Genomic DNA, 24,851 nt, shown 5'->3' with positions numbered 1-24,851 from the left:
ACGTGCGCAGACGCGATGAAGGCGAACGGGCCGGCCCCGGTGGGCCTCAGAGTTCGGAGGCCGGCTTTCCGCCCTTGCCCCAGTAGCTCGGGTCGACGTCGCGGATCACGACCGTGACCGCTTCGAGCGGGCAGCCGGCGATCCGGGAAACGGTGGCCGATACTTCTTCGATCAGTTCGCGCCGGTCGTCGTGGTCGTTTCCGCGCCACCAGTCGACGGTGATAACGGGCATGATCGCTGAATTCCCCCTGTTGTCTGCATGGATAGCGTTCCAGGGGTGGTGTTTCGGCGTCTTTTCGGGCGTGCCGAATTCATGGTCACGGCGGATGCTCCGAAAAAGACGTCCCCCCGATCGCTCTGGCTCCATGTCACCACAGCCCCAGGGTGGCGATCAATGCCTTGTGATCGGGATCGCATTCAGATTACATCTATCGGGAAGTGCGCATGGTAAAGCCGCCGGCGGTGTGTGTACTCGCAATAAACCGGCGCGAAGATTTATTTTTCGAGATGTTTTCCGGGTGCGGAAAGAGGGAGGGGCCCGGCCCTGTCGGTCAGAGCCGGGCCCCTCGCGCTCGGGTGTCAGACGGTCTTGAGCTGCCCGCCGTCGACCGTGAAGTCGGCGCCGTTGACCGCCCGGGTGCGGCCGGACGCGAGCATGCGCACCACCTCGGCCACCTCCTCCGGCTCGGTCAGGCGTCCGGTGGTCAGGCCCGCCATGGCGGGGAAGCCCTCGAGGAACTCGTCGAGCGACTTGCCCGCCGAAGCGGCCAGGCCCGCGCCGAAGCCGTCGGCGTCGGTCCAGGCGGGGGTGCGGGTGGGGCCGGGCGACACGGTGTTCACCCGGACGCCCTTCGGGCCGAGCTCCATCGACAGCGCCTTGCTCAGGTTGGTCAGCGCGGCCTTGGCGGCGCCGTAGTCCACGGTGGGCGGCTGGGGGCCGCGGGCCCGCGCCGACGACACGTTGATGATCGCGCCCTGGCTCTCGATCAGGTGCGGCAGCGCGGCGCGCACGGCGCGGACGACGCCGAAGAAGTTGAGCTCGAAGGTCTGCTGCCACTCCGCGTCGTCGATCGCCGCGAACCCGCTGGTCCGGGGCGAGAACGCGCCGACGTTGTTGACGAGGACGTCCACGGAGCCGAAGGCCGTGTGCGCCTGCCGGATCAGCTCCGCCGGCCCCTCCGGGGTGGCCAGGTCGACGGAGACGGCGAGCGAGGCCGTTTCCTTCAGCTCAGGGGTGATGGTGCGGGCGGCTCCGACGACACGGAAGCCGTCCTCCTCCAGGAAGCGGGTCACAGCGAGGCCGATCCCCTTACTGGCGCCCGTCACCACGGCCGTTTTCACCGTCATTTGCTGATTCCTTCCTCAAGGTCTGACAACACGTTCGTGACGCTCGTAAAGCTCGTGAAGTTGGTGGAGCGCGTGAAGCTGCGAGGCTCTCGTGGACAAGAGAAGGGCTTCGGGGCGGCGGACTCAGCGGCCCCGGGCGTAGTCGTACGAGGAGAGCAGCACCTGCCAGATCACCTCCAGCTCGTCCCGGTCGCGGGGGCCGAAGACGAGCTGGGTGTTCTGGACCGGGTGCGGAACCCCCCAGCCCGCCTCCGTGACCGACTTCTTCAGCTCGCCGGGGAGCGTGAGGTGCAGGCTGCCGTCCTGAGGGGGGTGCTGGTGGGCGAATTCACGGCTGCTGCGGATGAAGGCGTCGTCGGGGCCGGTGCCGAATTCGGGCGCGAGGTGGATGGCGCGGGCCTCGGGATAGGGGACGTGCGTGGGTGCCAGGTACACCCCGCTGAGCGACCGCATGCGCTGCCAGAGTTCTTCCTGCAGCGGTGTCGGCGCGATCTGGTCCAGCTGCCCGTGCGGGACCGGACCACGGGTGCGGGGGGCGGGCCCCGGCCTCTGCGGGAGCTTCATGTGAGTTCTCCTGTCCTGGTGGTCACTTGACGTCGGCGGACACGCCGGCGGCACGGTAGAGGGCGGGGTCGAACGGGGTGGGCCCGCCGCAGGTGATGAAGGTCGCGCCCTGTTCGCCCTGCTCGTCGGTGGCCGGCTTCCGGGCGCCGTGCGGTACGCCGGGAGGTGCGAAGAGCACGTCCCCGGCGGTGACGTCGTTCCACTGGTCGTCCATGTAGAGCTGGCCGAGGCCCTCGACGGCGATGAACGCCTCTTCGCTCTCCGGGTGGATGTGAACGTTGAACGTCTGCCCGGGCTCCTGCATGCCGCAGTGCAGGCACAGGCGGGCGCTGCCGGTTCCCGGCCAGAAGACGAAGTTCATGACCGCGCCCTGTCCCTCGGCAGGGCCCTCGCCGAGGCCGGAGAACCCGCGCAACTGCACGTCGTCGTCGCTCAGGGCGCCCGAGATCTTGGGCGCGGTGCCCAGCTTCTCGCCGCCCTGGAGCTTGGTGCGCCACACGTAGGCCGTCATGCCCGCTTCGCCGGCGGTGAGTTCGAGCGTGCGGCCGGTGGGCGAGTAGAGGGAGGACTTCCGCTCCAGTGCGAACCGTTCACCGGTCACGTCGCCGTGGCCGGAGCCTTCGAGGACGACCACGGTGTTCTCCTCCTCGAAGGCCCAGCCCAGGCGCCACACCGCGTTCGGGGCGACCTCCACGACATTGAGCTTGACGAGCTCCGCTCCCATGGCGGGTCCCACCGGCTCGGCCACTCGTCCCCAGTCGAAGGATGAGAACGCGAACTCGGAACGGCGGATGATGCAGCCTTTGGAGTCGCTGGCAGGCATGTGCAATTCCTTCCTTGAGCAGTTCGGAACGCGGCTGTTCGTACGGCTCACGGTCCCCCGTGGCAAAGGCACCCTGCGGCGAACGGCGAATTACCCGGGCAGTGCGACGAGTGCCGTGTCGATGATCGAGACGAGCAGCTCCCGGGCGGGCACCGAGATGCTCATGACGCGCAGGCCCTGCACGGTCATGGTGAGGAACGCCGCGACGGCGTCCACGTCGGTCTCGTACGGGATCTCTCCCGCGGCCCGGGCGGAGTGCAGCGCGGACGCGAAGGCGGCCCGGGTGGCGTTGATGGCGTCCCGTGCGATGCGGGCCGCGCCCTGGTCCCGTGCGGCACGCTCGACGATCGCCCCCACGAGGAGGCAGCCGGGGCGCTCCTGGTCGGTCAGCGAGCCCTCGACGCGCTCCAGCAGCAGGTCGCGCACGGCCTGCCGGATCGGCACCCGCTTCGCGAGCTGATCGCGGAGGTGGCGGTTGGTGACGTCGACGTAGTGACGCAGGGACCGCTCGTACACCTCCTGCTTGCTGCCGAAGGCGGCGTAGAGCGAGCCGCGCCCCAGACCGGTGACCTCGCACAGGTCTGCGATCGAGGTTGCTTCGTACCCCTTCGTCCAGAACAGCTGCATGATCTTGAGCAGGGCCTCGTCCGTCGCGAAGCTGCGCTGTCTCGTCATGGCTCGACCGTATGAACCCTGGAACGAACGGTCAAGAAAATTCCTTGCGATGGCGGTGTTTTCAGACAGTGCATGGCTGAAGTGTTGCCATGTGCCGGTGATTTACGGTGAGTTGAGCGATACGCCCTTCCTGCTTACTGGACTGATCGATCCAGCATGGCTAGCGTCTGAGTCCATCACTCCGGCTGTCGCCGCCGCTCGGTGTCTCACTCCGCCGAGGTTTTGTGCGCGTTCGGGTGCCCCGGAGGCCCGTGACGGGCCGGGGCCGGCCGCAGCCCTCGCATCCTCTGCAGAGCCCCACTCCGCCCTTGGAGCGTTCCCGTGCCCATTGCCCTGTTTGTCCTGGGTCTGACGATCTTCGGCCTAGGCACTACCGAATTCATGATCGCCGGGCTCCTGCCGGAGATGGCCGAGGCGTTCGGCGTCTCCATCCCCGCCGCGGGCGTCCTGATCTCCGCGTTCGCCGTGGGCGCCGCTGTCGGTGCGCCGGCCGTGGCGCTGGTCTCCGCACGGCTGCCCAAGAAGGCCACGCTCGTGGTGATCCTCATCGTCTTCCTCGTCGGCCAGACCATGGCGGCCACGGCGCAGAGCTACAACGTGCTCCTGGTCGCCCGGGTGGTCACCGCCGTGGTCCAGAGCGCCTTCTTCGGCATAGGCGCCGTGGTGGCCGCGGACCTCGTGCCGCCCTCCAAGCGGGCGAGCGCCATCGCCATCATGTTCGGCGGGCTCACCATCTCGACGATCGCCGGCGTGCCGCTCGGCGCCTTCCTGGGACAGCACTGGGGATGGAGGTCACCGTTCTGGGTCGTCAACGGGCTCGCCCTGATCGGCCTCATCGGCGTCATCACCCTGGTGCCCTCGCACAAGTCCGCCGAAGAGACCAGCATCCGCAAGGAGCTTGCCGCTTTCCGCAGCGGCAGGGTGTGGCTGGGCCTGGCCACGACCGCCCTCAGCCAGGGCGCCCTGTTCGGCTGCTACTCCTACATCGCGCCCCTGCTCACCGACATCACCGGCTTCTCCTCGGGCGTCGTCCCCGTCCTGCTCGTCCTCTTCGGCGTGGGCACCTTCTGCGGCAGTGCGCTGGGCGGAAGGCTCGCCGACAGGAATCTCATGCGGACGCTGTGGATGGGGATGGTGCTGCTGGCGGCCAGCCTTGCGCTGTTCTCCGCGACGGCGCACAACAAGGTCCTCATGACCGTGACGATCGTCGTGTTCGGCGTGGCCGGCTTCCTCATCAACCCGGGCCTGCAGACCCGGGTCCTCAACGAGGCCAAGGGCGCCGCGACGCTGGCGAGCGCGAGCAACATCTCCGCCTTCAACATCGGCAACGCTGTGGGACCGTGGGTCGCGGGACTGGCCATCAGCGCGGGCCACGGCTATCTGTCGCCGAGCTGGGTGGGGCTCGTCTTCGCCCTCGGGGCGCTGGTCACTGCCCTGGCGGGCACGGCCGTCGACGCCGCCGAGCGCCGGCGGGGGCGGTCCGCGGGCGGTGCGCAGGCTACGGAGGAGGCTTCGCTGTCCGCTCCGGCGAGCCCTGTGGGCTGAGCCGGCCCACCCTCCGCCGGCCCCCGGCCGGGAGGGTGCCACAGATGTGAGGCCGACCCCCGGGCCTCACGCCGGAAGGCTCCGGTCCGCTGAGTGAGCAGCGGGCCGGAGCCGAGCGGGTTCCGGTTTCCGTCCGTGAACCGGCGGACCTCAGACGTTGACGCCGAAGTCCTGGGCGATGCCCTGGAGGCCCGAGGCGTAGCCCTGGCCGACCGCGCGGAACTTCCAGTCCGCGCCGTTGCGGTAGAGCTCGCCGAAGACCATGGCGGTCTCGGTGGCGGCGTCCTCGCTCAGGTCGTAGCGGGCGAGCTCGGCGCCGCCGGCCTGGTTGACGATGCGGATGTAGGCGTTGCGGACCTGGCCGAAGTTCTGGCTGCGGGCCACCGCGTCGTAGATGGAGACGGGGAAGACGATCTTGTCGACGTCGGCCGGGAGGGCGGCCAGGTTGACGTTGATCTGCTCGTCGTCGCCCTCGCCGGCGCCCGTGACGTTGTCACCGGTGTGGACGATGGACTGGTCCGGCGTCGACTTGTTGTTGAAGAAGACGAAGTGGGCGTCCGAGTAGACCTTGCCCGCGGGGTTGACGGCGATCGCGCTCGCGTCGAGGTCGAAGTCCGTGCCGGTGGTGGTGCGGACGTCCCAGCCGAGGCCGACCGTGACGGCCGTCAGGCCCGGGGCCTCCTTGGTGAGGGAGACGTTGCCGCCCTTGGACAGGCTTACAGCCATGGGAATTGTCCCTTTCTGGTCAGGTCTGCGTCGGTTTGCAGCGCACCGCGGCACGCGGGTCACCGTCACCCTTCTTAACGCTGCCCGGGGGCCCCGGGGTTCCACCGGGCTTTACCTTCTTTGCACAGCCCTGACGCGTGAGGCGCCCGCCTGGCGCGTCACGCACCTGACGCACTCTCCGCCCCCGGCGCAAAACGGCGTGACGTGTCCCCGCCGGCGCGGGATCATAGGGGGCATGTCCGGCCCCTACGTCATCCGCGGTTCGGTCTCCCTGCCGGAGGCCGAGCTCCAGTGGCGTTTCTCGCGTTCCTCCGGCCCCGGCGGCCAGCACGTCAACACCAGTGACAGCCAGGTCGAGCTGCGCTTCGACCTCGCGCGCACCGAAGCCCTGCCGGAGGTGTGGAAGGAGCGCGCCCTGGCCAGGCTCGCGGGCCGGCTCGTCGGCGGTGTCCTGACCGTACGGGCCTCCGAGCACCGCTCGCAGTGGCGCAACCGCGAGACCGCCGCCGTACGCCTCGCCTCGCTGCTCGCCGAGGCGACGGCGCCGCCGCCGATGCCGCGCCGTCCCACGAAGATCCCGCGCGGCATCAACGAGCGGCGGCTGCGGCAGAAGAAGCAGCGCGCCGAGACCAAACGCGGGCGCGCCGGCAAGGACTGGTCGTAAGACCCGGGCAGCAAGTCACCCGGGTAAGTCACCCGGGCACGTCACCCGGGAAAGACACGGGGGCAAGTCGCCCGGGAAGTCGGCCGCAGGCCGGAAGGCGTTCGCGGCTCCCGCGGCTCACCCCAGGTGCCGGTACTTCCCCTTGAAGTACATCAGCGGCCCGCTCTCCGTGCTCGGCGCCGTCGCCGTCAGCACCCTGCCGATCACCAGCGTGTGGTCCCCGGCCGGCACCCGCTGCTCCGTCCGGCACTCCAGCGCCGACAGCGCGCCGCGCACGACGGGCGCCCCGGTGGCCGCCCCCGGCGCGTGGGGGATGTCCTCGAAGAGGAGCCGGTCGCTGATCCTGCCCTTCATCGCGAAGCGGCCGGCGATGTGCCGCTGGCTTTCGGAGAGGACGGACACCGCCCACAGCGGCTGCCGCTCCAGAAGGTCGTCCATGCGGGAATCGTTGCGAACGCTCACCATGACGAGCGGCGGTTCGAGCGATACGGAGAGGAATGCGGTCGCCGTCATTCCGACGTCCTCGCCGCGCGGACCGTGCTCCGGGTCGTGCGCGGTCACCAGCACCACGCCGGCGGCGAGGCGGGCGAGGGCGGCACGGAACTCATCGGCGCTCACCCCTTCAGGATGGGGTATGGCGGTCTCGTAGGGCTGAGTCGTCTGCAACACGCTGTGCACGCTAGTCCGCCCACCGCGCCCCCGCATCGGGCTGCAGGACCAGTCGGGTCCTAGGTCGAAAGGGTGCCGGAACCCTTCCGGAAGTTGTCCGCATGGGTTCGGAACGGCGTCCGGACGGGTGTCCGCACCGTTCCGGATTTGCGTTCACGAAGCATAAGGACTTCTTTCCCCGCCAGTAGCGGGACCTCATCACGCATTGTGACATGAGTCACAGAGCGCCCAAATTGTTGACCCTGTGTACCGAGTGGTCAGCTCGCTGTGATTCAGTGGCCGTGGTAAACGGACGACAAGAAGCCTGGAGTTGCTGTCGAGGTCTCGGGGGAGAGCGAAGATGGAGACCGAGTCGGAGCCGTATGTCCGCCTCGCCACGTTGCGCGGGCTGCATCAGGTGGTGGCCGATCTGAACACGGCGCGAAGTCTCGCGGACACCTTGCAGACCGTCGCGGACGGCATCGTCACCGGGCTGGGGTACGAGCTCTCCGCCGTCAATCTCGTGCGGCCCGACGGTGACCTCGTCGTCGCCGCCGTCGCCGGCAGCGCCGGTGCCGAGGCGCTGATGGCCGGGCGGGTCGGCTCGCGCGTCTCGTGGGAGCGGCGGCTGGCCATGGCCGACCAGTGGGGCGCGCTGCGCTTCATCCCGTACACCGAGGGCTGGGTCCTCGACAACGACGACGTGCCCCAGTGGCACACCGCCGGCCCCGCCCCCCGCTTCCCGGACGAGTGGCATCCCATGGACCGCCTCTTCGCCCCCATGTACACGGCGGGGGCGGCGGGCGGCGAGCTCCTCGGCGTCATCTCCGTCGACAAGCCGCGCAACGGCCGCCGCCCCGGCGCCTGGGGCCGCGAGGCGCTGCAGATGTACGCCTTCCAGGCCGCCATCGCGATCAGCAACGCCCGCCTGCGGGCCAACATGCAGCGCGCCCTCGTCCGCCTGGAGCGCGAGCAGCAGGCCCTGCGCGCCAGTGAGGAAAGCTTCCGCCAGGCCTTCGAGTACGCGCCCAGCGGCATGGCCATCGCCGAGATGGGCGGCGACCAGCACGGCCGCCTGCACCGCACCAACGACGCCCTGTGCCGCCTGCTCGGCCGCTCGGCGTCGCAGATGCGCCGCTATTCGTTCTCCGACCTCGTCCACCCGGAGGACATCGGCACCCTCCTGCGCACCTCGGCCGAGGGCGGCCGGGCCGAGCTGCGGCTCGCGCGCCGCGACGGCACGTACGTGTGGGTGTCGCTGCGCAACTCGGTCGTGGCCGACGCCGCCGACGGGCCGCGCTTCCTGCTCACCCACGTCGAGGACATCGAGGAGCGCAAGCGGCACGAGCTGCAGCTGGCCCACCGCGCCAGCCACGACTCGCTCACCGGCCTGCCCAACAGCGCCGAGCTGCGCGCCCGGCTCAGCAGCCGGCTGTGCGGCCGGGTCCCCGGCAGCGAGCCGCACCCGGCGGCCGTGGCGGCCCCGTACGGCTGTCTCGACGGCTTCGCGGAGGTGGAGGGCGTCGAGGGGCCGGCCGGTGCCGCGTACGGGCAGGAGGGCTCCTACGCCCACGGCTTCGGCGCCGACGGCGGCCCCGACCACGCGCCCGACTGCGGGCCCGACTACGCCCCGGACGAGCCCGGCTGCGGCACCCACGACGGCGCTTATCCCGGGCACGTCCACGCCGTGGCCCCGCCCGAGGACGGCCCGGACGACGGGACCAAGGGCCTGGCCGTGCTCTTCTGCGACCTCGACGGCTTCAAGGCCATCAACGACCGTTTCGGCCACCACACCGGCGACGCCGTCCTCATAGAGGTCGCCCGGCGCCTCAGCAACGGCGTCCGCGAGGGCGACACCGTCGCCCGGCTCGGCGGTGACGAATTCGTCGTCCTCGCCGACGGCCTCACCCAGGCCGACGCGGAGGATCTCGCCGTCCGGCTGCGCAGCGCGATCCTTCCGCCGATCAGGGTTGACGGGCGCGCGGTCCGGGTAGGCGCGAGCTTCGGCATCGGCTGGGCGGGCTGCGGTATGTCCGCCGACGAGGTGCTGCACTCCGCCGACCAGCGCATGTACGTCGAAAAGCGGTCGCGCGCCAAGGCAGGTCGGCGGGCGGGTTGAGGTCGGGCTGAGGCAGCCCACGGCGAGGTGTCGCCGCGTCGCGGTAGTCTTCGCCGAAACGCGGCACCGCCGCCTACCGTGAAATCGAACGCAAAGATTTGGCCAGTGGGCGATGGGCCCATGGGTTGGGAGTGACAGGGGATGACCGCCGGTAATAACGGCACGGGTACGCCGGAGAGCGAAGACCCGTTCGCGCACCTGTACCGCTCGGAGGGCGGCGGGTCGAACGACACCGCACCGGCCGCGCCGCAGCCGGGAGTTCCCCGCACTTCGTACAACCAGGTGCGGACGGTCGGTTCGCGCCAGTACGGCCCGCGCCAGCCGCAGCCGCCGCACGCGTCGCAGCCCTCCCCGCACTACGCGGCCCCGGAGACCCTGCCCGGCGGCGTCCCCCGCCAGCCGGCGGCCCCGGGCCGCGCGGGCCACGGCGGCGGCTCCCGCCCGAAGCGGACGGGCCTGCTGGTCGCGGCGATAGCCGTGGTCGCGGTGGTGGCGGGCGGCATCACGGCGGCGATGCTGACGAACAGCGGCACGAGCGACGACCAGAGCAGCAACCAGGCGGCGGCCGGGGGCGAGCAGAAGGACCCCAAGGACGAGGACAAGAAGCCGTCCAAGGAGCCGCAGAAGAAGACCGAGCCCAGCAACCAGTCGGCGGCCGGACAGCTCAAGCGCGACGCGTCGACGCTGAAGCTGCTGGGCGGCGCGTCCACGGACACGGTGGTCAAGGGCACCAAGTCCGCGAACGGGGCCTACGCGGTGATCGCGAACCAGTCGGGCTCGGGCGTGGAGTGGGAGGTCGAGGTCCCCTCGACCGGCGCCTACCGGCTGTACATCAACTACGGCGTGCCCGGCCAGGACGCCAACCTCGCCGTCGACGTCAACGGCAAGACCAACAGTCTGCCGATGCGCATGAAGATCTGGGGGGACGTGAAGCCGGGTGAGTGGCCCACCAACTGGCAGCACAGCTGGACCCGCGTCGACCTGAACCAGGGCAAGAACACCATCAAGCTGTACTGCGGCAGCGGCAGCGGCTGCGAATCCCACCTCGACCAGCTGTGGCTCACCAACGGCGGCTGACCGCCCGGAGGAACCCCGCCACCGTTTGCGTCATGGCGGCCCGCGCAGGGGTCAGGTAGCTGCGCGGGTCGACCGTGGAGGGGTGGGCCTCCAGGAAGGCCCGTACCGCGCCGGTGAAGGCCTTGTTCAGGGCCGTGCCCACGTTGATCTTCGTCATTCCCGCCGCGACCGCGCGGCGGAGCTCCGCGTCCGGGACGCCCGACGAGCCGTGGAGGACCAGGGGGACGGGGACGGCGTCCCGTAGGGCTGTGATCAGGGCGTGGTCCAGGGCCGCCGTGCGGTCCGTCATGGCGTGGGTGCTGCCCACGGCCACGGCCAGGGCGTTGACGCCGGTATCGGCCACGTAGGCGGCCGCCTCGGCCGGGTCCGTCCGTACGCCAGGCGTGTGCGCGTCGCCCGCCTTTCCGCCGACGCGGCCCAGTTCCGCCTCGACCCAGATGCCGCGCTCGTGCCCCCAACGGACCGCCTCGGCCGTCGCTTTGACGTTGTCTCCGTACGGGAGCTTCGAGGCGTCGAACATGACCGAGGTGAAGCCGTGGGCGTGTGCCCGGCGCAGGAGCGCCTCGTCCTCCACGTGGTCCAGGTGGAGGGACAGGCGGGCCGGCGAGGCGGCCGCGACCGCCGCCGTCGCCGCCGCGATGGGTCCCACGCGGCCGCCGTGGAACTTCACCGCGTTCTCGGAGATCTGGAGGATCGCCGGGCGGCCCGCGGCTTCCGCTCCCGCGGCGATGGCTTCCGCGTGTTCCACGGTGATGACGTTGAAGGCGAGGACGGCTTCGCCCGCGGCGCGGGCTCCGGTGACGAGGTCTGCGGTGCGTACGAGGGGCATGTGCCGTGCCTTTCCGCCGGGGGAGGAGTGGGACGTCAGGCAGCCGTGACCTTCACCTGCGGCAGCAGGTCCGTATAGGTTCCGGCGTCGAATGCGCCCGCCGTGGGCGCCTTCACCGTGGCCGCGGCCAGGGCGACCGCGCGTGCCAGGCGGTCCGGCCAGGGCAGGCCGTCCAGCCAGGCCGACAGGAGGCCGGCCGCGGCCGAGTCGCCGGCGCCCGTGGGGTTGCCGGTGAGGCGGCGGGGCGGGGCCGCGCGCCAGGTGCCGTCGGGGGTGACGGCGAGGACGCCCTCGGGGCCGAGGGTCGCGGCGACGGCGTGCGCGCCGCGGCGGCGGGCGTCGAGGGCCGCGCGCAGCGGCTCCGTGGAGCCGGTGAGGGCGGCGAGTTCGGCGGTGTTGGGGGTGACCAGGTCGGGGCGGGCGGCGATGCCGCGGCGCAGCGGTTCGCCGCTGGTGTCCAGCAGGACCGGGACGCGGGCGGCGCGCGCCTGCCGGACGAGGTGGGCGTACGCCCCCACGGGCACGCCCGGCGGAAGGCTGCCGCACAGGGCGACGGCGCGGGCCTCGCGCAGGAGGCGCGCGTACGTGTCGGTGAAGCTGGCCCACTCCTCGGCGGTGACGTCCGGGCCGGCCTCGTTGAGCTGGGTGGTGTCGCCGGTGGCGGCGTCCACGACGGCGACCGTGCGGCGGGTGGTGCCGATGATGGGCACGAGGTGGTCGGCGAGGTGACCGCCGTCGCCGGGGACGGTTTCCGCGAGGAGCCGGCGCAGGGTTTCGCCCGTCGCGCCGCCGGCGAAGCCCGTGACCACGGTGGTGTGGCCGAGGGCGGCCAGGACGCGGGCCACGTTGATGCCCTTGCCGCCGGCCCGTTCGGTGGCGGCCGTGACATGGTGCGACGCGTGCGGCTGCAGCCGCGGTACGCGATAGGTCAGATCGAGCGCTGCGTTGAGTGTGACCGTGAGGATCACCGGCGTTCCCCTCCCTTGACCGATCCCTTGCCAGGCGAGCCGTGAACCATGAGCCGTGAACCTTGTGCCTCGTGCCTTGTGCCTTGTGCCGTGTGCCTCGCGCCGTGAACGCTGCGCCTTGTGCCGTCAGCCTTGCGCCTTGAACCGTGAACCGTGAGCCGTTGACCGCGAGCGATCATGCCAAAACAGCGGCGGCAGGCCCAGACCTCGGGACTGCCGCCGCTGTTCCGGCCGGCGTGCGACCGTCTGTCAAGCGCGGGAGGAATCAGCGCACTTGCGGCCGTACCACCCATTCGCCCTTGCGCATGACGCCCACCAGGTCGTACGAGGCGTCGAGAACGACCAGATCCGCGTCCTTGCCGGGCTCCAGCGAGCCGACCCGGTCGGCGACGCCCAGCATGCGGGCCGGGGTCGCCGACAGGGCGCGCACCGCCTGGCCGGCCGTCAGCCGGTCGATCGTCACCGCGCGCTTGAACGCCGTGTCCAGCGTCAGCGTCGAGCCCGCGATGGAGCCCGCCGTGGGGCCGTCGGCGATACGGGCCACGCCGTCCTTGACCTCGACGCTCATCGGGCCGAGCGGGTACATGCCGTCGCTCATGCCGGCCGCGCCCATGGCGTCGGTGATGAACGCGACGCGGTCCGCGCCGGCGCGGGCGAAGGCCAGCTCCAGGACGGCGGGGTGCAGGTGCGTGCCGTCGTTGATGAGCTCCACGGTGACCCGCTCGTCCTCCAGGAGGGCGGCGATCGGGCCGGGCGCGCGGTGGAGGAGGGACGGCATCGCGTTGAAGAGGTGGGTGGCGACCGTCGCGCCCGCCTCGACGGCCTCCAGGGTCGCCTCGTACGAGGAGTCCGTGTGGCCGACCGCCGCGATCACGCCGTGCTCGGCGAGGAGCCGGACCGACTCCAGGCCGCCCGCCAGCTCCGGGGCCAGCGTCATCATGCGGGCCGCGCCGCGGGCGGCGTCGACGAGCTTGCGGACGTCCGCCGGGTGCGGGTCGCGCAGCAGCTCCGGCTGGTGGGCGCCGCAGCGGTGCGGGGAGATGAACGGGCCCTCGAAGTGGATGCCCGCCAGGTCGCCCTGCTCGGTCAGCTCGGAGAGGACGGCCGCCTGCCGGGCGAGGTCGTCCAGGTCACCGGTGACGGTGGAGGCGAGCATCGTGGTCGTGCCGTGGGCGCGGTGCGTGCGGATGGCCGTGAGGGCCTCTTCGGGGTCGCCCGAGGAGAAGGAGGCTCCGCCGCCGCCGTGGACGTGCATGTCCACGAAGCCGGGGACGATCCAGTGGCCCTTGCCGGAGAAGTCGAGCGCCGGGCGCTCGCCGCTCTCGTTCGCGGCGATCCGCCGGCCCTCGACCGTCACCCGCCCGTCCTCGACCACACCGGTCGGCAGCACCACGCGGGCACCGGCGAGAACCGTACGTTCGACCATCAGGCGGAAACCTCCGTGAGGTGGGGAGTGAGCAGGTCCCAGGCGAGCAGGCCCGCGCCCAGGCAGCCGGCGGCGTCGCCGAGGGCCGCCGGGATGACGCGGGGCCGCTGCTGGAACGTCATGCGCTCCGCGACCGCCGTGCGCAGCGGCGCGAAGAGGGTCTCGCCGGCCTCGGCGAGGCCGCCGCCGACGATCAGCGTGCGGGGGTCGAGCAGGGTGTGGGCGATGACGAGGCCGTCGGCGAGGGCGTCGACGGCCTCCTGCCAGACGGCGCGGGCGCGGGGGTCGCCGGCCTCGACGGCGCGGGCGCAGTCGGCGGCGTCGGCCTCCGGGGCGCCGGACGCCTCCGCCCAGGCGCGGCTGACCGCGGCGGCCGAGGCGACGGTCTCCAGGCAGCCGCGGCCGCCGCAGCCGCACGGCTTCCCCGCGGGGCCGGGGCGGACGGCGATGTGGCCGATCTCGCCCGCGCAGCCGTGGGCGCCGGCCTCGATGCGGCCGTCGATGCCGATGGCTCCGGCGATGCCGGTGCCGAGGGCGACGAACAGGAAGCGGTCCGCGCCGTCGCCCGCGCCGAGGCGGCCCTCGGCGAGGCCGCCCGCGCGGACGTCGTGGCCGAGGGCCACGGGGGTGCCGCCGAGGCGGCCGCGGAGCAGGTCGCGCAGGGGGACGTCGCGCCAGCCGAGGTTGGCGGAGTAGACGGCGGTGCCGGTGCCGGCGTCCACGATGCCGGGCACGGCGATGCCGGCCGCGGCCGCGGGCTCGCCGCAGGCGGCCTCGCCGGTGGCCGCGAGCTCGGCGGCGAAGTCCAGGATGCCGGCGACCACGGCCTCGGGGCCCTGCTCGCGGCCCGTGGGGCGGCGGGCTTCGTGCAGCAGCTCGTGGTCCGGGCCGATCAGGGCGGCCTTGATGGCGGTGCCGCCGACGTCGAGCGCGATGACGTGTCTCACGGGAACAGTGTCGCGTGTCCGGCGCCGAAAGGTCTAGTCCACTCACCCGTGGGTGGGTGTTTCCCTGCGGGGACCCGCGGGCGCGGGGGGCGCGGCCGGTTGGGGCACCGCCGGGTGCCTTGCCGGTGGTTGCGCGCCGTGGCGGCGGGCTGCGGGGGGATGGGTGTCCGCACCCATGAATCCGCCGCGGCGGTGCTCAGCCCCCACGGCCGTGTCCGGCGGTGCCGTGCCTGCCTCGGGCTGGTTGGGTACGGCAGCGGCACGTCAGGCGTACGGGGGCGCCCCCGTGAATCCGCCGCGGCGGGAGGGCGCGCCCTGCGCGGTGGGGTGGCCGGGTCACCCCTTCAAGATCACGCTGCGCGTCAGACCCCTCGGCCTGTCCGGGTTCAGGCCGCGGGACTCCGCGACCGCGACCGCCAGCCGTTGCGCGCGGATCAGGTCCGCCATCGGGTCCAGGCGGCCGCCGTCCGACACGAGGACGCCCCCCGTGCGGGAGACGTCCGCCTCCAGGCCCGCCGGCGCGGGGCCCAGGATCCACGCCGCCCGGCCCGGCCCGGTGATCGCCACCGGGCCGTGGCGGTACTCCATGGCCGGGTACGCCTCCGTCCACGCCCCCGCCGCCTCGCGCATCTTCAGCGCCGCCTCCTGCGCGAGCCCGTACGCCCACCCCGCGCCCAGGAACGTCCACTGCTCCGCCTCCAGCACCGCCCGCGGCAGCGGCTCGCTCAGCGCCGTCTCCGCGCCCGCCGCCGCGTCCGCGACCCCCCGCACGCCCTCCGGCAGCCGCCCGCCCGCCTCCAGCCCCGCCCGCAGGAACGCCAGCGCCGTCGTCGCGAACCGCGTCTGTACGACCGACTCCTCGTCCGCCCAGTTCAGCACGACCGCCTCGCCGGCCGCCGCCACCACCGGCGACGCCGGGTCGGCCGTCAGCGCGAGCACCTCCCACCGCTCGCGCACCTCCGCGATCAGGCCGAGGACCTCCGTCGTCGTCCCCGACCGCGTGATCACCACGAGCCGGTCGTACGTACGCGACACCGGGAACTCCGACGCGGGGAACGCGTCCGTCTCGCCCTGCCCGGACGCCTCCCGCAGCGCCGCGTACGCCTGCGCCATGAACCAGGACGTGCCGCAGCCGGTCACGGCCACCCGTTCCCCGGGCCGCGGAAGCCCCGCCGCGGCCCCCGCGGCCTCCGCCGCCCGCCGCCAGCACTCCGGCTGCGCAGTGATCTCCAGAGAGGTGAGAGAGGTGAGAGAGGGCTCGGACATGCGCGTTCGTCTCCTTCCACCGGTGATCTCCGTGCATAGCAGCCGCAGTCCGCCGCGGGAAGAGCGATACCGAAGCGAAACCGGAACCGGCTGGAACGTATGGTGGCCCGCGGGGGAAACTCACGGTCTCCAACACAAACCCCGAAGGTGGGAAGCAGTAGTGCAGCGGCGGCGGTTCTTGGGTCTGACGGCGGCGGGTGCCGCCACGGCGGCGTTGGCGCCCGCACTGACGGCGTGCGGCAGCGACGGCGGTTCGGGCAGCAAGACGCTGCGCGTCGTCGCGGCCGACTACGGCGACAAGGCGGCGAACAGCTCCCAGAAGTACTGGGACGCCCTCGCCCGCGCCTTCGAGGAGAAGAACAAGGGCGTCAAGGTCGAGGCCACGGTCCTCAGCTGGACCGAGGTCGACAAGAAGGTCGCCGAGATGGTCGCCGCGGGCAAGGCCCCGGACGTCGCGCAGATCGGCGCCTACGCCGACTTCGCCGCCGCCGGCAAGCTCTACAGCGCCGACCAGCTGCTGACGATCCCCACCCAGGCCGACATCATCGCCTCGATCGCCCGCGCGGGCGAGGTGGGCCGCGTGCAGTACGGCCTGCCGTTCGTCTCCAGCACCCGCATGCTCTTCTACAACAAGACCCTCTTCGCCAAGGCCGGCATAGCCAAGGCCCCCGAGAGCTGGGACGAGCTGCAGGCCGCGGCCAAGAAGCTGCAGTCCGCCGGGGTCAAGATCCCCTACGGGCTGCCGCTCGGCCCCGAGGAGGCGCCCGCCGAGACCCTGCTGTGGATGCTCAGCGGCGGCAGCGGCTACACGGACCACGACGGCACGTACACGATCAACTCCGACGAGAACATCGCCACCTTCACCTGGCTGCGCGACGAGCTCGTCGGCAAGGGCCTCGCCGGCTCCGGCGACCCCTCCCGCACCAACCGCCAGGACGTCTTCGACGCGTTCTGCAACGGCCAGGTCGGCATGCTCAACGGCCACCCGACGCTGATGAAGCAGGCCGAGGCCAAGGGCATCAAGTACGGGCTGGCCCCGCTGCCGGGCAAGTCCGGCAAGGCCAAGGCGACCATGGGCGTCGCCGACTGGATCATGGCGTTCAAGGCGGGCGGCCACCGCGAGGAGGCCGGCCGCTTCCTCGACTTCGTCTACAGCACCAAGAACGTCCTGACCTTCACCGGCCAGTACGACCTGCTGCCGGTGACCACCAGCGCCTCCGAGAAGATGCGCTCGGACAACAGCAAGGAACACCTGAAGCCGTTCCTGGAGCAGATCGACAACGCCGTCTTCTACCCGGTCGACAAGACCTCGTGGGCGAAGGTCAGCAAGGCGCTCAAGGAGAAGATCGGCTCGGTCGTCCTCAAGGGCGGCGACCCGGCGAGCGTCCTGGGCGAGATCAAGCGCGAGGCCGACGCCATGGAGCTGGCCGGCACCGCTAAGTAGGCTGACGGCGTGAGCGACGAACAGCACGGCGGGCCTTCCGGGAAGGAGACCTCCGAAGAGGAGACCTCCGGGAAGGAGACCTCCGAGGAGGGGACGACCTCCGAGGAGGAGACGACCTCCGAGGAGGGGGCCCCCGAGCGGGGCCTCTCCGAGCTCGACCTCGCCGTGCTCGCCCTGGAGCGCCGGGCCTTCTCCGGGCCCGGCGCCAAGGAGCGGGCCGTGCGCGAGCGGCTCGGAATGACCCCGACCCGCTACTACCAGCTGCTGGGCGCCCTCCTGGACGACCCGCGCGCCCTCGCCCACGACCCCGTCACCGTCAACCGGCTGCGACGCATCCGGGACGCCCGGCGCGAACGCCGGTAGCGGACGGGCCCCGCCCAGTAGGTTGACCCCATGGGCAGCCAACCCCTTCCCGTTCCCTCCACCGCCGCCGGCCGCGACGGACTCGCCGCCCTGCTGGCCGCGCCGCAACGCGCGCTCGTCGCGCTCGACTTCGACGGCACGCTCGCCGCGATCGTGCCCGACCCCGAGCAGGCCCGGGCGCACCCCGGCGCCGTGCCCGCGCTGGCGCGGCTCGCCCCGCGGCTCGGCTCCGTCGCCGTGATCACCGGCCGCCCGGCCGCCGTCGCCGTCCGCCACGGCGGCTTCGCCGGGGCCGCGGGCCTGGAGCGGCTCGTGGTCCTCGGCCACTACGGCGCCGAGCGCTGGGACGCCGCGACCGGCGCCGTGACCGCCGACGCCCCGCCCCCGGGTGTCGCGGCCGCCCGCGCCGAGCTGCCGGGGATCCTGGCCGGCTCGGGCGCCGGCCGGGGCACCTGGATCGAGGACAAGGGCCGGGCCGTCGCCGTGCACACCCGGCGGGCACCCCACCCGCAGGACGCGTTCGACGCCCTGCGGGAGCCCCTGGAGGAGCTCGCCGCGCGGCACGGGCTGATCGTCGAGCCCGGCCGGCTGGTCCTGGAGCTGCGCCCGCCGGGCGTCGACAAGGGCGCCGCCCTCGCCTCGTACGTGCGCGAGAGCGGCGCGCGCTCGGTCCTCTATGCGGGTGACGACCTCGGCGACCTCGCGGCCTTCGCCGCAGTGGAGAAACTGCGCTCCGAGGGGCTGCCGGGGTTGCTGGTGTGCAGCGGGAGCGCCGAGGTCACCGAGCTCGCCGACCGCGCGGACCTCGTGGTCGACGGGCCGGAGGGCGTCGTGGAGCTGCTGACCGCCCTGGCCGGGCACCTCGGCGGCGCCTGACCCCTTCTGGTGCTCGTGCCGCCCGCGCCGGTCAGGCGTTGTCGTCCGGGTCGCTCGCCGTCTCGCCCTTCGCCCCCTTGTCCGTGACGCCGACGGCGTCCAGCGCCGTCGTCCAGTCGCGCACGATGGCCCGCTGCGCCTTGACCAGCTCGGTCCTGCCGTTGCAGATGGCGTTCTTCAGCTTGGTCTCCACCACGTCCTTGGGGTTGTTGGGCCCCTTGCCCTCCTTGTGGCCGGGCGAGGGCGGCTCCACCCACAGGTTGCGCGCGTCGTTGGGATCGCCGCCCAGCTGCAGGCTGATCAGGTGGTCGTACTCGGCGTCGCGCAGCGACCCGGTGTAGCCGTACGAGGCGGCGTTGGCGGTCTTCTCGCGGCTGGTGATGTTCGTGGGCGGGCGGATGCCGGCGGTGTAGCCGCTGCGGCAGATCGTCGTCTTGAGCGTGGCCTGGGTGACCTTCGGGTTGGTCGCGCCGGGCGTGCACGCGGGATCGGGGAGGGGCTCCTTGGCCGGGGTGAAGCGGTAGTGGCAGCTGCCGGCGGCGGGCTGCTTCTGGACGGTGTAGGACGGCTGCGGCCCGGGGCCGACGGGTATCGAGCCGTCCGCGGGAGCGGGAGAGCCGGAGGGCGGCGTGCCGGACGGCGTACCGGCAGGCGCCGTACCGGAGGGCTTGCCCGGCGGCGTACCGGACGGTTTGCCCGCCGGTGCACCGGAAGAGTCGCCGGAAGGGCTGCCGGAGGGCCCGCCCGAGGACGCGCCGGAGGGCCCGCCCCCGGGCGACGAGGCGCCTCCCGGCGGGGTGGAGGATGCCGGCTTCTTGGCGTCGGTGGTCTTGGAGGAGTCCGAGGAGCAGCCGCCGACCGCGGCCACGACAGCGGCGCACGCCGCGGCAAGTACGGCCCAGCGCGGGACATTTGACATGGATCGTGGCTACCCATGCCCGGATGCGGGCAGCCCGGGGCGCCGAAGCGCCGGCCGCTCGGACCGCGGCCGGGGGAGCGCGCTCCGGGCTCCGGCGCGGAAACCGGGGGGCCGGTGCGCAAAAGCCGGGAGGCCCGGGGAGGCTGCAGCGCTAGGGCCCTGCAGCGCTACGGCACGACAGCCCTACGTCCCCACAGCACTACAGCGCCCGCAGTTGGTCCGTGAACCACCGCGCCGGCGGCAGTGCCGTGGCCGCCGCGGCCAGCCGCTTCGTGCGCTCCGCCCGCTCCCCGGGATCCATCAGCAGCGCCAGGTGCAGCGCGCGGGCCGTGGCCTCCACGTCGTAGGGGTTGACCAGGATCGCCTCGTCGCCCAGCTCGGCCGCCGCGCCCGCCTCCCGCGACAGCACCAGCGCGCAGCCGTGGTCGGAGACCACCGGCACCTCCTTGGCCACCAGGTTCATCCCGTCGCGGATCGGGTTCACCAGGGCCACGTCCGCGAGCCGGTACGCGGCCAGCGAGCGCGCGAAATCGTCCTTCACGTGCAGGGCGACCGGCTCCCAGCCCTCCGTGCCGAACGCGGAGTTGATCTCGCGGGCGACCCGCTCCACTTCGGCGGTGTAGTCGCGGTAGACCGCGAGGTCCTGCCGCGACGGATAGGCGAACGCGACGTGCACCACCCTGCCGCGCCACTGCGGGCGGTCCTCCAGCAGCCGCCGGTAGGCGTGCAGGCCCCGCACGATGTTCTTCGACAGCTCCGTGCGGTCCACGCGCACGATCGCCCTGCGCTCCGGGCCGATCTGCGCCCGCAGCGCCGCCATGCGCTCCTCGACGTCCGGCCGGTGCGCCCGCTCGCGCAGGAAGTCCCCGTCGGCGCCGAGGCCGTGCACGCCCAGCCGCGTCACCCGGCCCTCGAACCGCACCTCCGCCGCCCGCCCCTCGCCGTCCCGGGCGACCTCCGCGCCCAGCACGTCCGCGCAGCACGCGGCGAAGGCCTCCGCCCAGCGCGGGGTCAGGAAGGCGGCCCGGTCGCCCCCGAGCAGGCCGCGCAGCAGCTGCCCGGCCACGTCGTCCGGCAGCACCCGGAAGTAGTCCGGCGGGGCCCACGGGGTGTGCGAGAAGTGGCCGATGCGCAGGTCGGGGCGGCGCGCCCGGAGCAGGCCCGGCACGAGCGAGAGGTGGTAGTCCTGCACGAGCACCGCGGCGCCCTCCGCGGCCTCCTCGGCGACGGCGTCGGCGAAGGCGGAGTTGTACGCCTCGTAGGCGGTCCACTGCTCCCGGAACGCCTTGTCGAACACGGGCTCCAGGGGCGTCTGGTAGAGCATGTGGTGCAGGAACCACAGCACCGAATTGGCGATGCCGTTGTACGCGTCGGCGAACGTCCCGGCCGGGATGTCCAGCATCCGCACGCGGTGCCCGCCGGTGTCGCCCGGGTCGAGTCTGCGGCCGGCGGCGCGGGCCGCCTCGCGGTCGCCCTCGCCGAGCGCCGCGCACACCCACACGGCCCCGGCCCCGCGCTCTATCGAGCTGAGCCCGGAGACCAGCCCGCCGCCGCCCCGCCCGGCCACGAGGCCGCCGTCCGGTCCGCGCCGGTACGAGACCGGGCCGCGGTTGGAGGCGACCACGATCGGAGCGCCGGCGGCCGGAGCGCCGGTGATCGATGCGTCGGTGATCGATGTGTCGGCGATCGATGTGGGGGGCACGTGCTCAGCGACCATGTGGCCAGCCTTGCCCCGGGGGGAACCGCTCAAACGTACGCTTACGCGGCGTGCCGCTTCGCGTACTCGGGTATTCCGGCCATCGGCGGCCGCTCCTCCGTGTCCACCGCGTACGTCCTCGGAGCGAAGCCTTCCGGGGTCCGTTCGAACTGCGTGAGCGCAGGCCGCACCAGGTGCCCGCGGGCCAGCCGGAGCTGGGCGGTGCGGTAGATCGCGGCGGCCATCCGGCCGAGCGCCTGCCCGTCCTGGTGGCGGTGCTTGCGCACGCCCACGTCCACCTGGGCCAGGGCGTCCAGCCCCACCGTGTGCAGCGCGTCCACCAGAAGGCCCAGTTCCACGCCGTAGCCGACGGGGAACGGCAGTTGTTCGAGCAGCGACCGGCGGGCCGCGTACTCGCCGCCCAGCGGCTGGACGAAGCCGGCCAGCTGCGGCCAGTGCAGGTTCAGCAGGGGCCGGGCCACGAGCTCGGTGACCCGGCCGCCCTGCCCGGCGGTCCCGGCGGAGCCGGGCACGTCGAACTCGGCGCCCAGCGGCCGGTCGTACATCGCCTTGACGAACTGCACGCCCGGATCGGTCAGCAGCGGGCCCACGATCCCCGAGACGAAGCCCGCCGAGAACTCGCGCAGGTCGGCGTCCACGAAGCACACGATGTCGCCGGTCGTCGCCAGCAGCGAGCGCCAGAGGACCTCGCCCTTGCCGGGCAGGGCGGGCAGGGCGGGCAGCAGCTCGTCGCGGTGCACCACCCGGGCCCCGGCCGCCGCGGCCACCTCGGACGTGCGGTCGGTGGAGCCGGAGTCCACGACCACCAGCTCGTCCACCAGCGGCACCGCGTCCGACATCAGCTCGCGGCGGATCACCGCCACGATCGCGCCCACCGTCGCCTCCTCGTTCAGCGCGGGGAGGACGACGCTCACCGTGGTACCGGATTCCCGTTTGGCAGCCAGAAGCACGTCGAGCGGACGATCAGCAGCGGACCAGGACCGCTCGGCCAGCCAGCGCTCCACCTCTTCCAGCACGTGTACGACTCCTCGTTGTGACGCATCTCGCGGTGCGGACGGCCCTCTCAACGGACCGTCGCTTCCGTTACAGTCTTGAACAACGCGGACCGCCGTCGTATGTCGGGGTCGCCGCGTGCCACAAACGCCTGGGCCCCGCCCAGCGCCATACCGCTCATCCAGAGGGGCAGAGGGACACGGCCCGTTGAAGCCCCGGCAACCCTCCAGCCGGTCTCGGTCATCCGACGCGAGGCTCCCGGCGGGGAAGGTGCCAATTCCGTCTCGCGGCGACGTCCGCCGCGAGGAAGATGAGGAGAAAGGGCCTCGCCTCCATGGCTGTGCAGTCTGTTGAACCCTCTACCACTTCTGTGGACCTCGGACCCGCCGCCGCGCTGTCCTGCCGCGAGTGCGGGGAGCGCTTCCCCCTCGGACCCGTCTTCGCCTGCGCCCTGTGCTTCGGCCCGCTCGAAGTCGCCTACGACCTGCCGGCAGGCGACCCCGAGGCCCTGCGGCAGCGGATCGAGGCCGGCCCCGCGAACATCTGGCGGTACGCCCCGCTGCTGCCCGTACCCGCCGGCGTCGCCGCCAAGCCGAATCTCAACCCCGGCTTCACCAAGCTCGTCCAGGCGGACAACCTCGCCCGCGGACTCGGCGTGACCGGCGGCCTGTACGTCAAGGACGACTCCGGCAACCCGACGCACTCCTTCAAGGACCGGGTGGTCGCGATCGCCGTCGAGGCCGCCCGCGCCTTCGGCTTCACGACGCTGTCCTGCTCGTCGACCGGCAACCTCGCCGGGGCCGTCGGGGCCGCGGCCGCCCGGGCCGGCTTCAAGTCCTGCGTGTTCATCCCGCACGACCTGGAGGCCGGGAAGGTCGTCATGGCCGCGGTGTACGGCGGCGACCTCGTCGGCATCGAAGGCACGTACGACGACGTCAACCGCTTCTGCAGCGAGCTGATCGGCGATCCGCTGGGCGAGGGCTGGGGCTTCGTCAACGTCAACCTCCGGCCGTACTACGGCGAGGGCTCCAAGACGCTCGCCTACGAGATCTGCGAGCAGCTCGGGTGGCGGCTGCCGGACCAGATCGTGGTGCCGATCGCCTCCGGCTCCCAGCTCACGAAGATCGACAAGGGGCTGAAGGAGCTCATCGCCCTCGGGCTGGTCGAGGACCGGCCGTACAAGATCTTCGGGGCGCAGGCGGAAGGGTGCTCGCCGGTCTCCCGCGCGTACAAGGAGGGGCACGACGTGGTGCGGCCGGTAAAGCCGGACACGATCGCCAAGTCGCTCGCCATCGGCAACCCGGCGGACGGGCCGTACGTGCTGGACATCGCGCGGCGGACGGGCGGGGCGGTGGAGGACGTCACGGACGAGGAGATCGTCGAGGCGATCCGGTTGCTCGCGCGGACGGAGGGGATCTTCGCGGAGACGGCGGGTGGGGTGACGGTCGGGGTGACGCGGAAGCTGATCGAGAGCGGTCTGCTCGATCCGTCGCTCACGACCGTCGTGCTCAACACCGGAGACGGGCTCAAGACGCTCGACGCCGTTGCGGCGGGGCCGACCGCGACGATCCGGCCGTCGTTGGAGGCGTTCCGCGCCGCGGGGCTTGCTGCCGTCTGACATCTGCGGGCCGGTTGTGCCCACCCGTGCCGCCCCAGCGGCACGACTGCCCACAACTCTCTGGAGGCTTTCCCGTGAGCGTTACCGTTCGTATTCCTACCATCCTGCGCACCTACACCGGCGGTAAGGCCGAAGTGTCCGCCCAGGGTGCGACCCTCTCCGAGGTCATCGCTGATCTTGAGGGCCGCCACACCGGCATCGCCGCCCGCGTCCTCGACGACAACGGCAAGCTGCGCCGGTTCGTGAACGTCTACGTCAACGACGACGACGTCCGCTTCGAACAGGGGCTGCAGACGCCCACCCCCGACGGCTCCTCCGTCTCCGTGATCCCGGCCGTCGCCGGCGGCTGAGGTTTCACAGGGTTCCTCCGTTATTGCCGCACCTCCTTCCCGGAATCGCCCCGGCCGCAGTAGCGGACGGGGCGATTCCGGCTGTTGAGCGCGATACAGTTGGGGCGATCCCCGCCCGGCGTCAGTGCCGAACGCATATGAGAACCCGTCAAGTTGTGCGCGAAGTGTGTGCACGAAATGCCGGGTTGGTTGTGTTTTTCCCGGCCCGACTTGCCCCGAAATACCCGGAGTTCGGGCGATTTTCTCGATCGGCCACGCCCGGAATTCTCGTCCGAGTGACCTGTTGCAGACGGCATCCGTGCAGATACATTCAGCCGCGGTCGACGCGTTCCGGCGCACACCCACTGGGCTGCCAGGGGTGAGGTCTGACCCGGGTCCGCGAAGTGCGGTCCTGTGCAAGGGCCAGTAATAGGGGAGTTAGGCATGGCTCAGGGCACCGTCAAGTGGTTCAACGCGGAGAAGGGCTACGGCTTCATCGCGGTCGACGGTGGTGCGGATGTGTTCGTCCACTACAGCGCGATTCAGATGGACGGCTACCGCACCCTCGAGGAGGGTCAGCGGGTCGAGTTCGAGATCTCGCAGGGCCAGAAGGGGCCGCAGGCGGACATGGTGAAGCTGCAGGCGGTCTGACGCGGCGCATCGACCACCGGCTCGCTCGGTTTGCGGAGGGGTCCGCACCTCATCGAGGTGCGGGCCCCTCGCGCGTGTGCGGGGCGGGCGGAGTGGGTACGGCTGCTGCCCGGGGCTCCCTGCCGCCGCGGTTTCCCGGCTTCCCGGTCCCCGTGGGCGTGACCGTCTCCCCGAGGCGCTTGCACTCTCCCTGGTCGAGTGCTAATCATTGGGCTTAGCACTCTCCGAGTGAGAGTGACAGATTTGGACCGTCGGTGAGGTCGGCGGTCCGGGCGGGGCAAGGAACCGCCCGGGCACGCAGGCCGTCCGTCGCGGGC

25 protein-coding genes and 1 riboswitch are annotated in these 24,851 nt (G+C 72.2%); of the genes, 10 read left to right on the top strand and 15 right to left on the bottom strand.

Features of this window, described 5'->3' with window-relative positions; genetic code table 11:
- Positions 1-46: 46 nt before the first annotated feature.
- The 5 genes from ACSNOH_RS09255 to ACSNOH_RS09235 all read right to left on the bottom strand — a co-directional run bounded on the left by ACSNOH_RS09255 (position 47) and on the right by ACSNOH_RS09235 (position 3,409).
- On the bottom strand, positions 47-232 hold the full coding sequence (locus ACSNOH_RS09255; protein WP_398382613.1) for a tautomerase family protein: 186 nt from the start codon (positions 230-232) through the stop codon (positions 47-49).
- 347 nt (positions 233-579) lie between these two features.
- Positions 580-1,347: an oxidoreductase gene (locus ACSNOH_RS09250; protein ID WP_436720751.1), complete on the bottom strand. Its 768-nt coding sequence runs from the start codon at positions 1,345-1,347 to the stop codon at positions 580-582.
- Between the two features lie 123 nt (positions 1,348-1,470).
- Positions 1,471-1,911 carry a luciferase domain-containing protein gene (locus ACSNOH_RS09245; protein ID WP_436720750.1) on the bottom strand — a complete coding sequence of 147 codons (441 nt, stop codon included), beginning with the start codon at positions 1,909-1,911 and terminating at the stop codon, positions 1,471-1,473.
- A gap of 22 nt (positions 1,912-1,933) precedes the next feature.
- Positions 1,934-2,734 (bottom strand): cupin domain-containing protein, encoded by an 801-nt coding sequence (locus tag ACSNOH_RS09240; protein WP_436720749.1) that lies wholly within the window; start codon positions 2,732-2,734, stop codon positions 1,934-1,936.
- Between the two features lie 90 nt (positions 2,735-2,824).
- A complete protein-coding gene (locus ACSNOH_RS09235) occupies positions 2,825-3,409 on the bottom strand; it encodes a TetR/AcrR family transcriptional regulator (protein ID WP_436720748.1) in 585 nt (194 codons plus the stop codon).
- A gap of 321 nt (positions 3,410-3,730) precedes the next feature.
- On the opposite strand from ACSNOH_RS09235, the gene ACSNOH_RS09230 reads away from it, so the two are divergent.
- On the top strand, positions 3,731-4,954 hold the full coding sequence (locus tag ACSNOH_RS09230) for a Cmx/CmrA family chloramphenicol efflux MFS transporter (RefSeq protein ID WP_436720747.1): 1,224 nt from the start codon (positions 3,731-3,733) through the stop codon (positions 4,952-4,954).
- Positions 4,955-5,104: 150 nt separating this feature from the next.
- Here ACSNOH_RS09230 and ACSNOH_RS09225 read toward each other — a convergent pair whose 3' ends face one another.
- Entirely contained in the window at positions 5,105-5,680 is a 576-nt protein-coding gene (locus ACSNOH_RS09225; protein WP_436720746.1) for a TerD family protein, read from the bottom strand.
- Between the two features lie 226 nt (positions 5,681-5,906).
- On the opposite strand from ACSNOH_RS09225, the gene arfB reads away from it, so the two are divergent.
- Entirely contained in the window at positions 5,907-6,344 is a 438-nt protein-coding gene (arfB, locus tag ACSNOH_RS09220; RefSeq protein WP_436720766.1) for an alternative ribosome rescue aminoacyl-tRNA hydrolase ArfB, read from the top strand.
- A 117-nt stretch (positions 6,345-6,461) separates the two neighbouring features.
- Here the strand turns inward: arfB and ACSNOH_RS09215 are convergent, their stop codons facing one another.
- Entirely contained in the window at positions 6,462-7,013 is a 552-nt protein-coding gene (locus tag ACSNOH_RS09215) for a flavin reductase family protein (RefSeq protein WP_436720745.1), read from the bottom strand.
- 340 nt (positions 7,014-7,353) lie between these two features.
- Here ACSNOH_RS09215 and cdgB point away from each other — a divergent pair, with 340 nt between their 5' ends.
- Positions 7,354-9,111 carry a diguanylate cyclase CdgB gene (gene cdgB, locus ACSNOH_RS09210; RefSeq protein ID WP_436720744.1) on the top strand — a complete coding sequence of 586 codons (1,758 nt, stop codon included), beginning with the start codon at positions 7,354-7,356 and terminating at the stop codon, positions 9,109-9,111.
- 141 nt (positions 9,112-9,252) lie between these two features.
- A complete protein-coding gene (locus ACSNOH_RS09205) occupies positions 9,253-10,188 on the top strand; it encodes a carbohydrate-binding protein (RefSeq protein ID WP_436720743.1) in 936 nt (311 codons plus the stop codon).
- Here ACSNOH_RS09205 and ACSNOH_RS09200 read toward each other — a convergent pair.
- The 5 genes from ACSNOH_RS09200 to ACSNOH_RS09180 all read right to left on the bottom strand — a co-directional run bounded on the left by ACSNOH_RS09200 (position 10,172) and on the right by ACSNOH_RS09180 (position 15,624).
- Entirely contained in the window at positions 10,172-11,017 is an 846-nt protein-coding gene (locus tag ACSNOH_RS09200; protein WP_436720742.1) for a class II fructose-bisphosphate aldolase, read from the bottom strand. The genes ACSNOH_RS09205 and ACSNOH_RS09200 overlap by 17 nt on opposite strands.
- A gap of 35 nt (positions 11,018-11,052) precedes the next feature.
- A complete protein-coding gene (locus tag ACSNOH_RS09195; protein ID WP_436720741.1) occupies positions 11,053-11,985 on the bottom strand; it encodes a 1-phosphofructokinase family hexose kinase in 933 nt (310 codons plus the stop codon).
- A 265-nt stretch (positions 11,986-12,250) separates the two neighbouring features.
- The gene (gene nagA, locus ACSNOH_RS09190) at positions 12,251-13,411 is read right to left on the bottom strand and encodes an N-acetylglucosamine-6-phosphate deacetylase (RefSeq protein WP_436720740.1); all 1,161 of its coding nucleotides are present in this window, start codon (positions 13,409-13,411) and stop codon (positions 12,251-12,253) included.
- Positions 13,411-14,358 carry an ROK family protein gene (locus ACSNOH_RS09185; protein ID WP_436720739.1) on the bottom strand — a complete coding sequence of 316 codons (948 nt, stop codon included), beginning with the start codon at positions 14,356-14,358 and terminating at the stop codon, positions 13,411-13,413. The genes nagA and ACSNOH_RS09185 overlap by 1 nt, the downstream gene beginning before the upstream one ends.
- A gap of 336 nt (positions 14,359-14,694) precedes the next feature.
- Positions 14,695-15,624: an SIS domain-containing protein gene (locus ACSNOH_RS09180; RefSeq protein WP_436720738.1), complete on the bottom strand. Its 930-nt coding sequence runs from the start codon at positions 15,622-15,624 to the stop codon at positions 14,695-14,697.
- Between the two features lie 160 nt (positions 15,625-15,784).
- On the opposite strand from ACSNOH_RS09180, the gene ACSNOH_RS09175 reads away from it, so the two are divergent.
- Genes ACSNOH_RS09175 through otsB form a run of 3 tightly spaced genes read left to right on the top strand, consistent with a single transcriptional unit; the run spans position 15,785 to position 18,307 of the window.
- Positions 15,785-17,068 (top strand): ABC transporter substrate-binding protein, encoded by a 1,284-nt coding sequence (locus tag ACSNOH_RS09175; protein WP_436720737.1) that lies wholly within the window; start codon positions 15,785-15,787, stop codon positions 17,066-17,068.
- Positions 17,069-17,077: 9 nt separating this feature from the next.
- Positions 17,078-17,431 carry a DUF3263 domain-containing protein gene (locus ACSNOH_RS09170; protein WP_436720736.1) on the top strand — a complete coding sequence of 118 codons (354 nt, stop codon included), beginning with the start codon at positions 17,078-17,080 and terminating at the stop codon, positions 17,429-17,431.
- 30 nt (positions 17,432-17,461) lie between these two features.
- Complete coding sequence (otsB, locus tag ACSNOH_RS09165) at positions 17,462-18,307, top strand: trehalose-phosphatase (RefSeq protein WP_436720735.1); 846 nt, start codon at positions 17,462-17,464, stop codon at positions 18,305-18,307.
- 31 nt (positions 18,308-18,338) lie between these two features.
- Here the strand turns inward: otsB and ACSNOH_RS09160 are convergent, their stop codons facing one another.
- The 3 genes from ACSNOH_RS09160 to ACSNOH_RS09150 all read right to left on the bottom strand — a co-directional run bounded on the left by ACSNOH_RS09160 (position 18,339) and on the right by ACSNOH_RS09150 (position 21,959).
- Positions 18,339-19,226, bottom strand: a complete 888-nt coding sequence (locus ACSNOH_RS09160) for a hypothetical protein (protein WP_436720734.1) — start codon at positions 19,224-19,226, stop codon at positions 18,339-18,341.
- A 199-nt stretch (positions 19,227-19,425) separates the two neighbouring features.
- A complete protein-coding gene (locus ACSNOH_RS09155; RefSeq protein WP_436720733.1) occupies positions 19,426-20,943 on the bottom strand; it encodes an alpha,alpha-trehalose-phosphate synthase (UDP-forming) in 1,518 nt (505 codons plus the stop codon).
- A gap of 41 nt (positions 20,944-20,984) precedes the next feature.
- Entirely contained in the window at positions 20,985-21,959 is a 975-nt protein-coding gene (locus ACSNOH_RS09150; protein ID WP_436720732.1) for a glucosyl-3-phosphoglycerate synthase, read from the bottom strand.
- A 151-nt stretch (positions 21,960-22,110) separates the two neighbouring features.
- Positions 22,111-22,253, top strand: a riboswitch (SAM riboswitch).
- Positions 22,254-22,270: 17 nt separating this feature from the next.
- On the opposite strand from ACSNOH_RS09150, the gene thrC reads away from it, so the two are divergent.
- The 3 genes from thrC (at position 22,271) to ACSNOH_RS09135 (ending at position 24,534) form a co-directional block, all read left to right on the top strand.
- Positions 22,271-23,554: a threonine synthase gene (thrC, locus tag ACSNOH_RS09145; protein WP_436720731.1), complete on the top strand. Its 1,284-nt coding sequence runs from the start codon at positions 22,271-22,273 to the stop codon at positions 23,552-23,554.
- Between the two features lie 74 nt (positions 23,555-23,628).
- Positions 23,629-23,904, top strand: coding sequence for a MoaD/ThiS family protein (locus tag ACSNOH_RS09140; RefSeq protein WP_436720730.1), 276 nt, complete (start codon positions 23,629-23,631; stop codon positions 23,902-23,904).
- A 423-nt stretch (positions 23,905-24,327) separates the two neighbouring features.
- Positions 24,328-24,534 carry a cold-shock protein gene (locus tag ACSNOH_RS09135; protein WP_436720729.1) on the top strand — a complete coding sequence of 69 codons (207 nt, stop codon included), beginning with the start codon at positions 24,328-24,330 and terminating at the stop codon, positions 24,532-24,534.
- Positions 24,535-24,851: the final 317 nt, after the last annotated feature.

This window comes from Streptomyces sp. URMC 127 (assembly GCF_051386535.1).
GTDB lineage: Bacteria > Actinomycetota > Actinomycetes > Streptomycetales > Streptomycetaceae > Streptomyces.
This window is presented reverse-complemented; position numbering and strand designations above follow the sequence as displayed.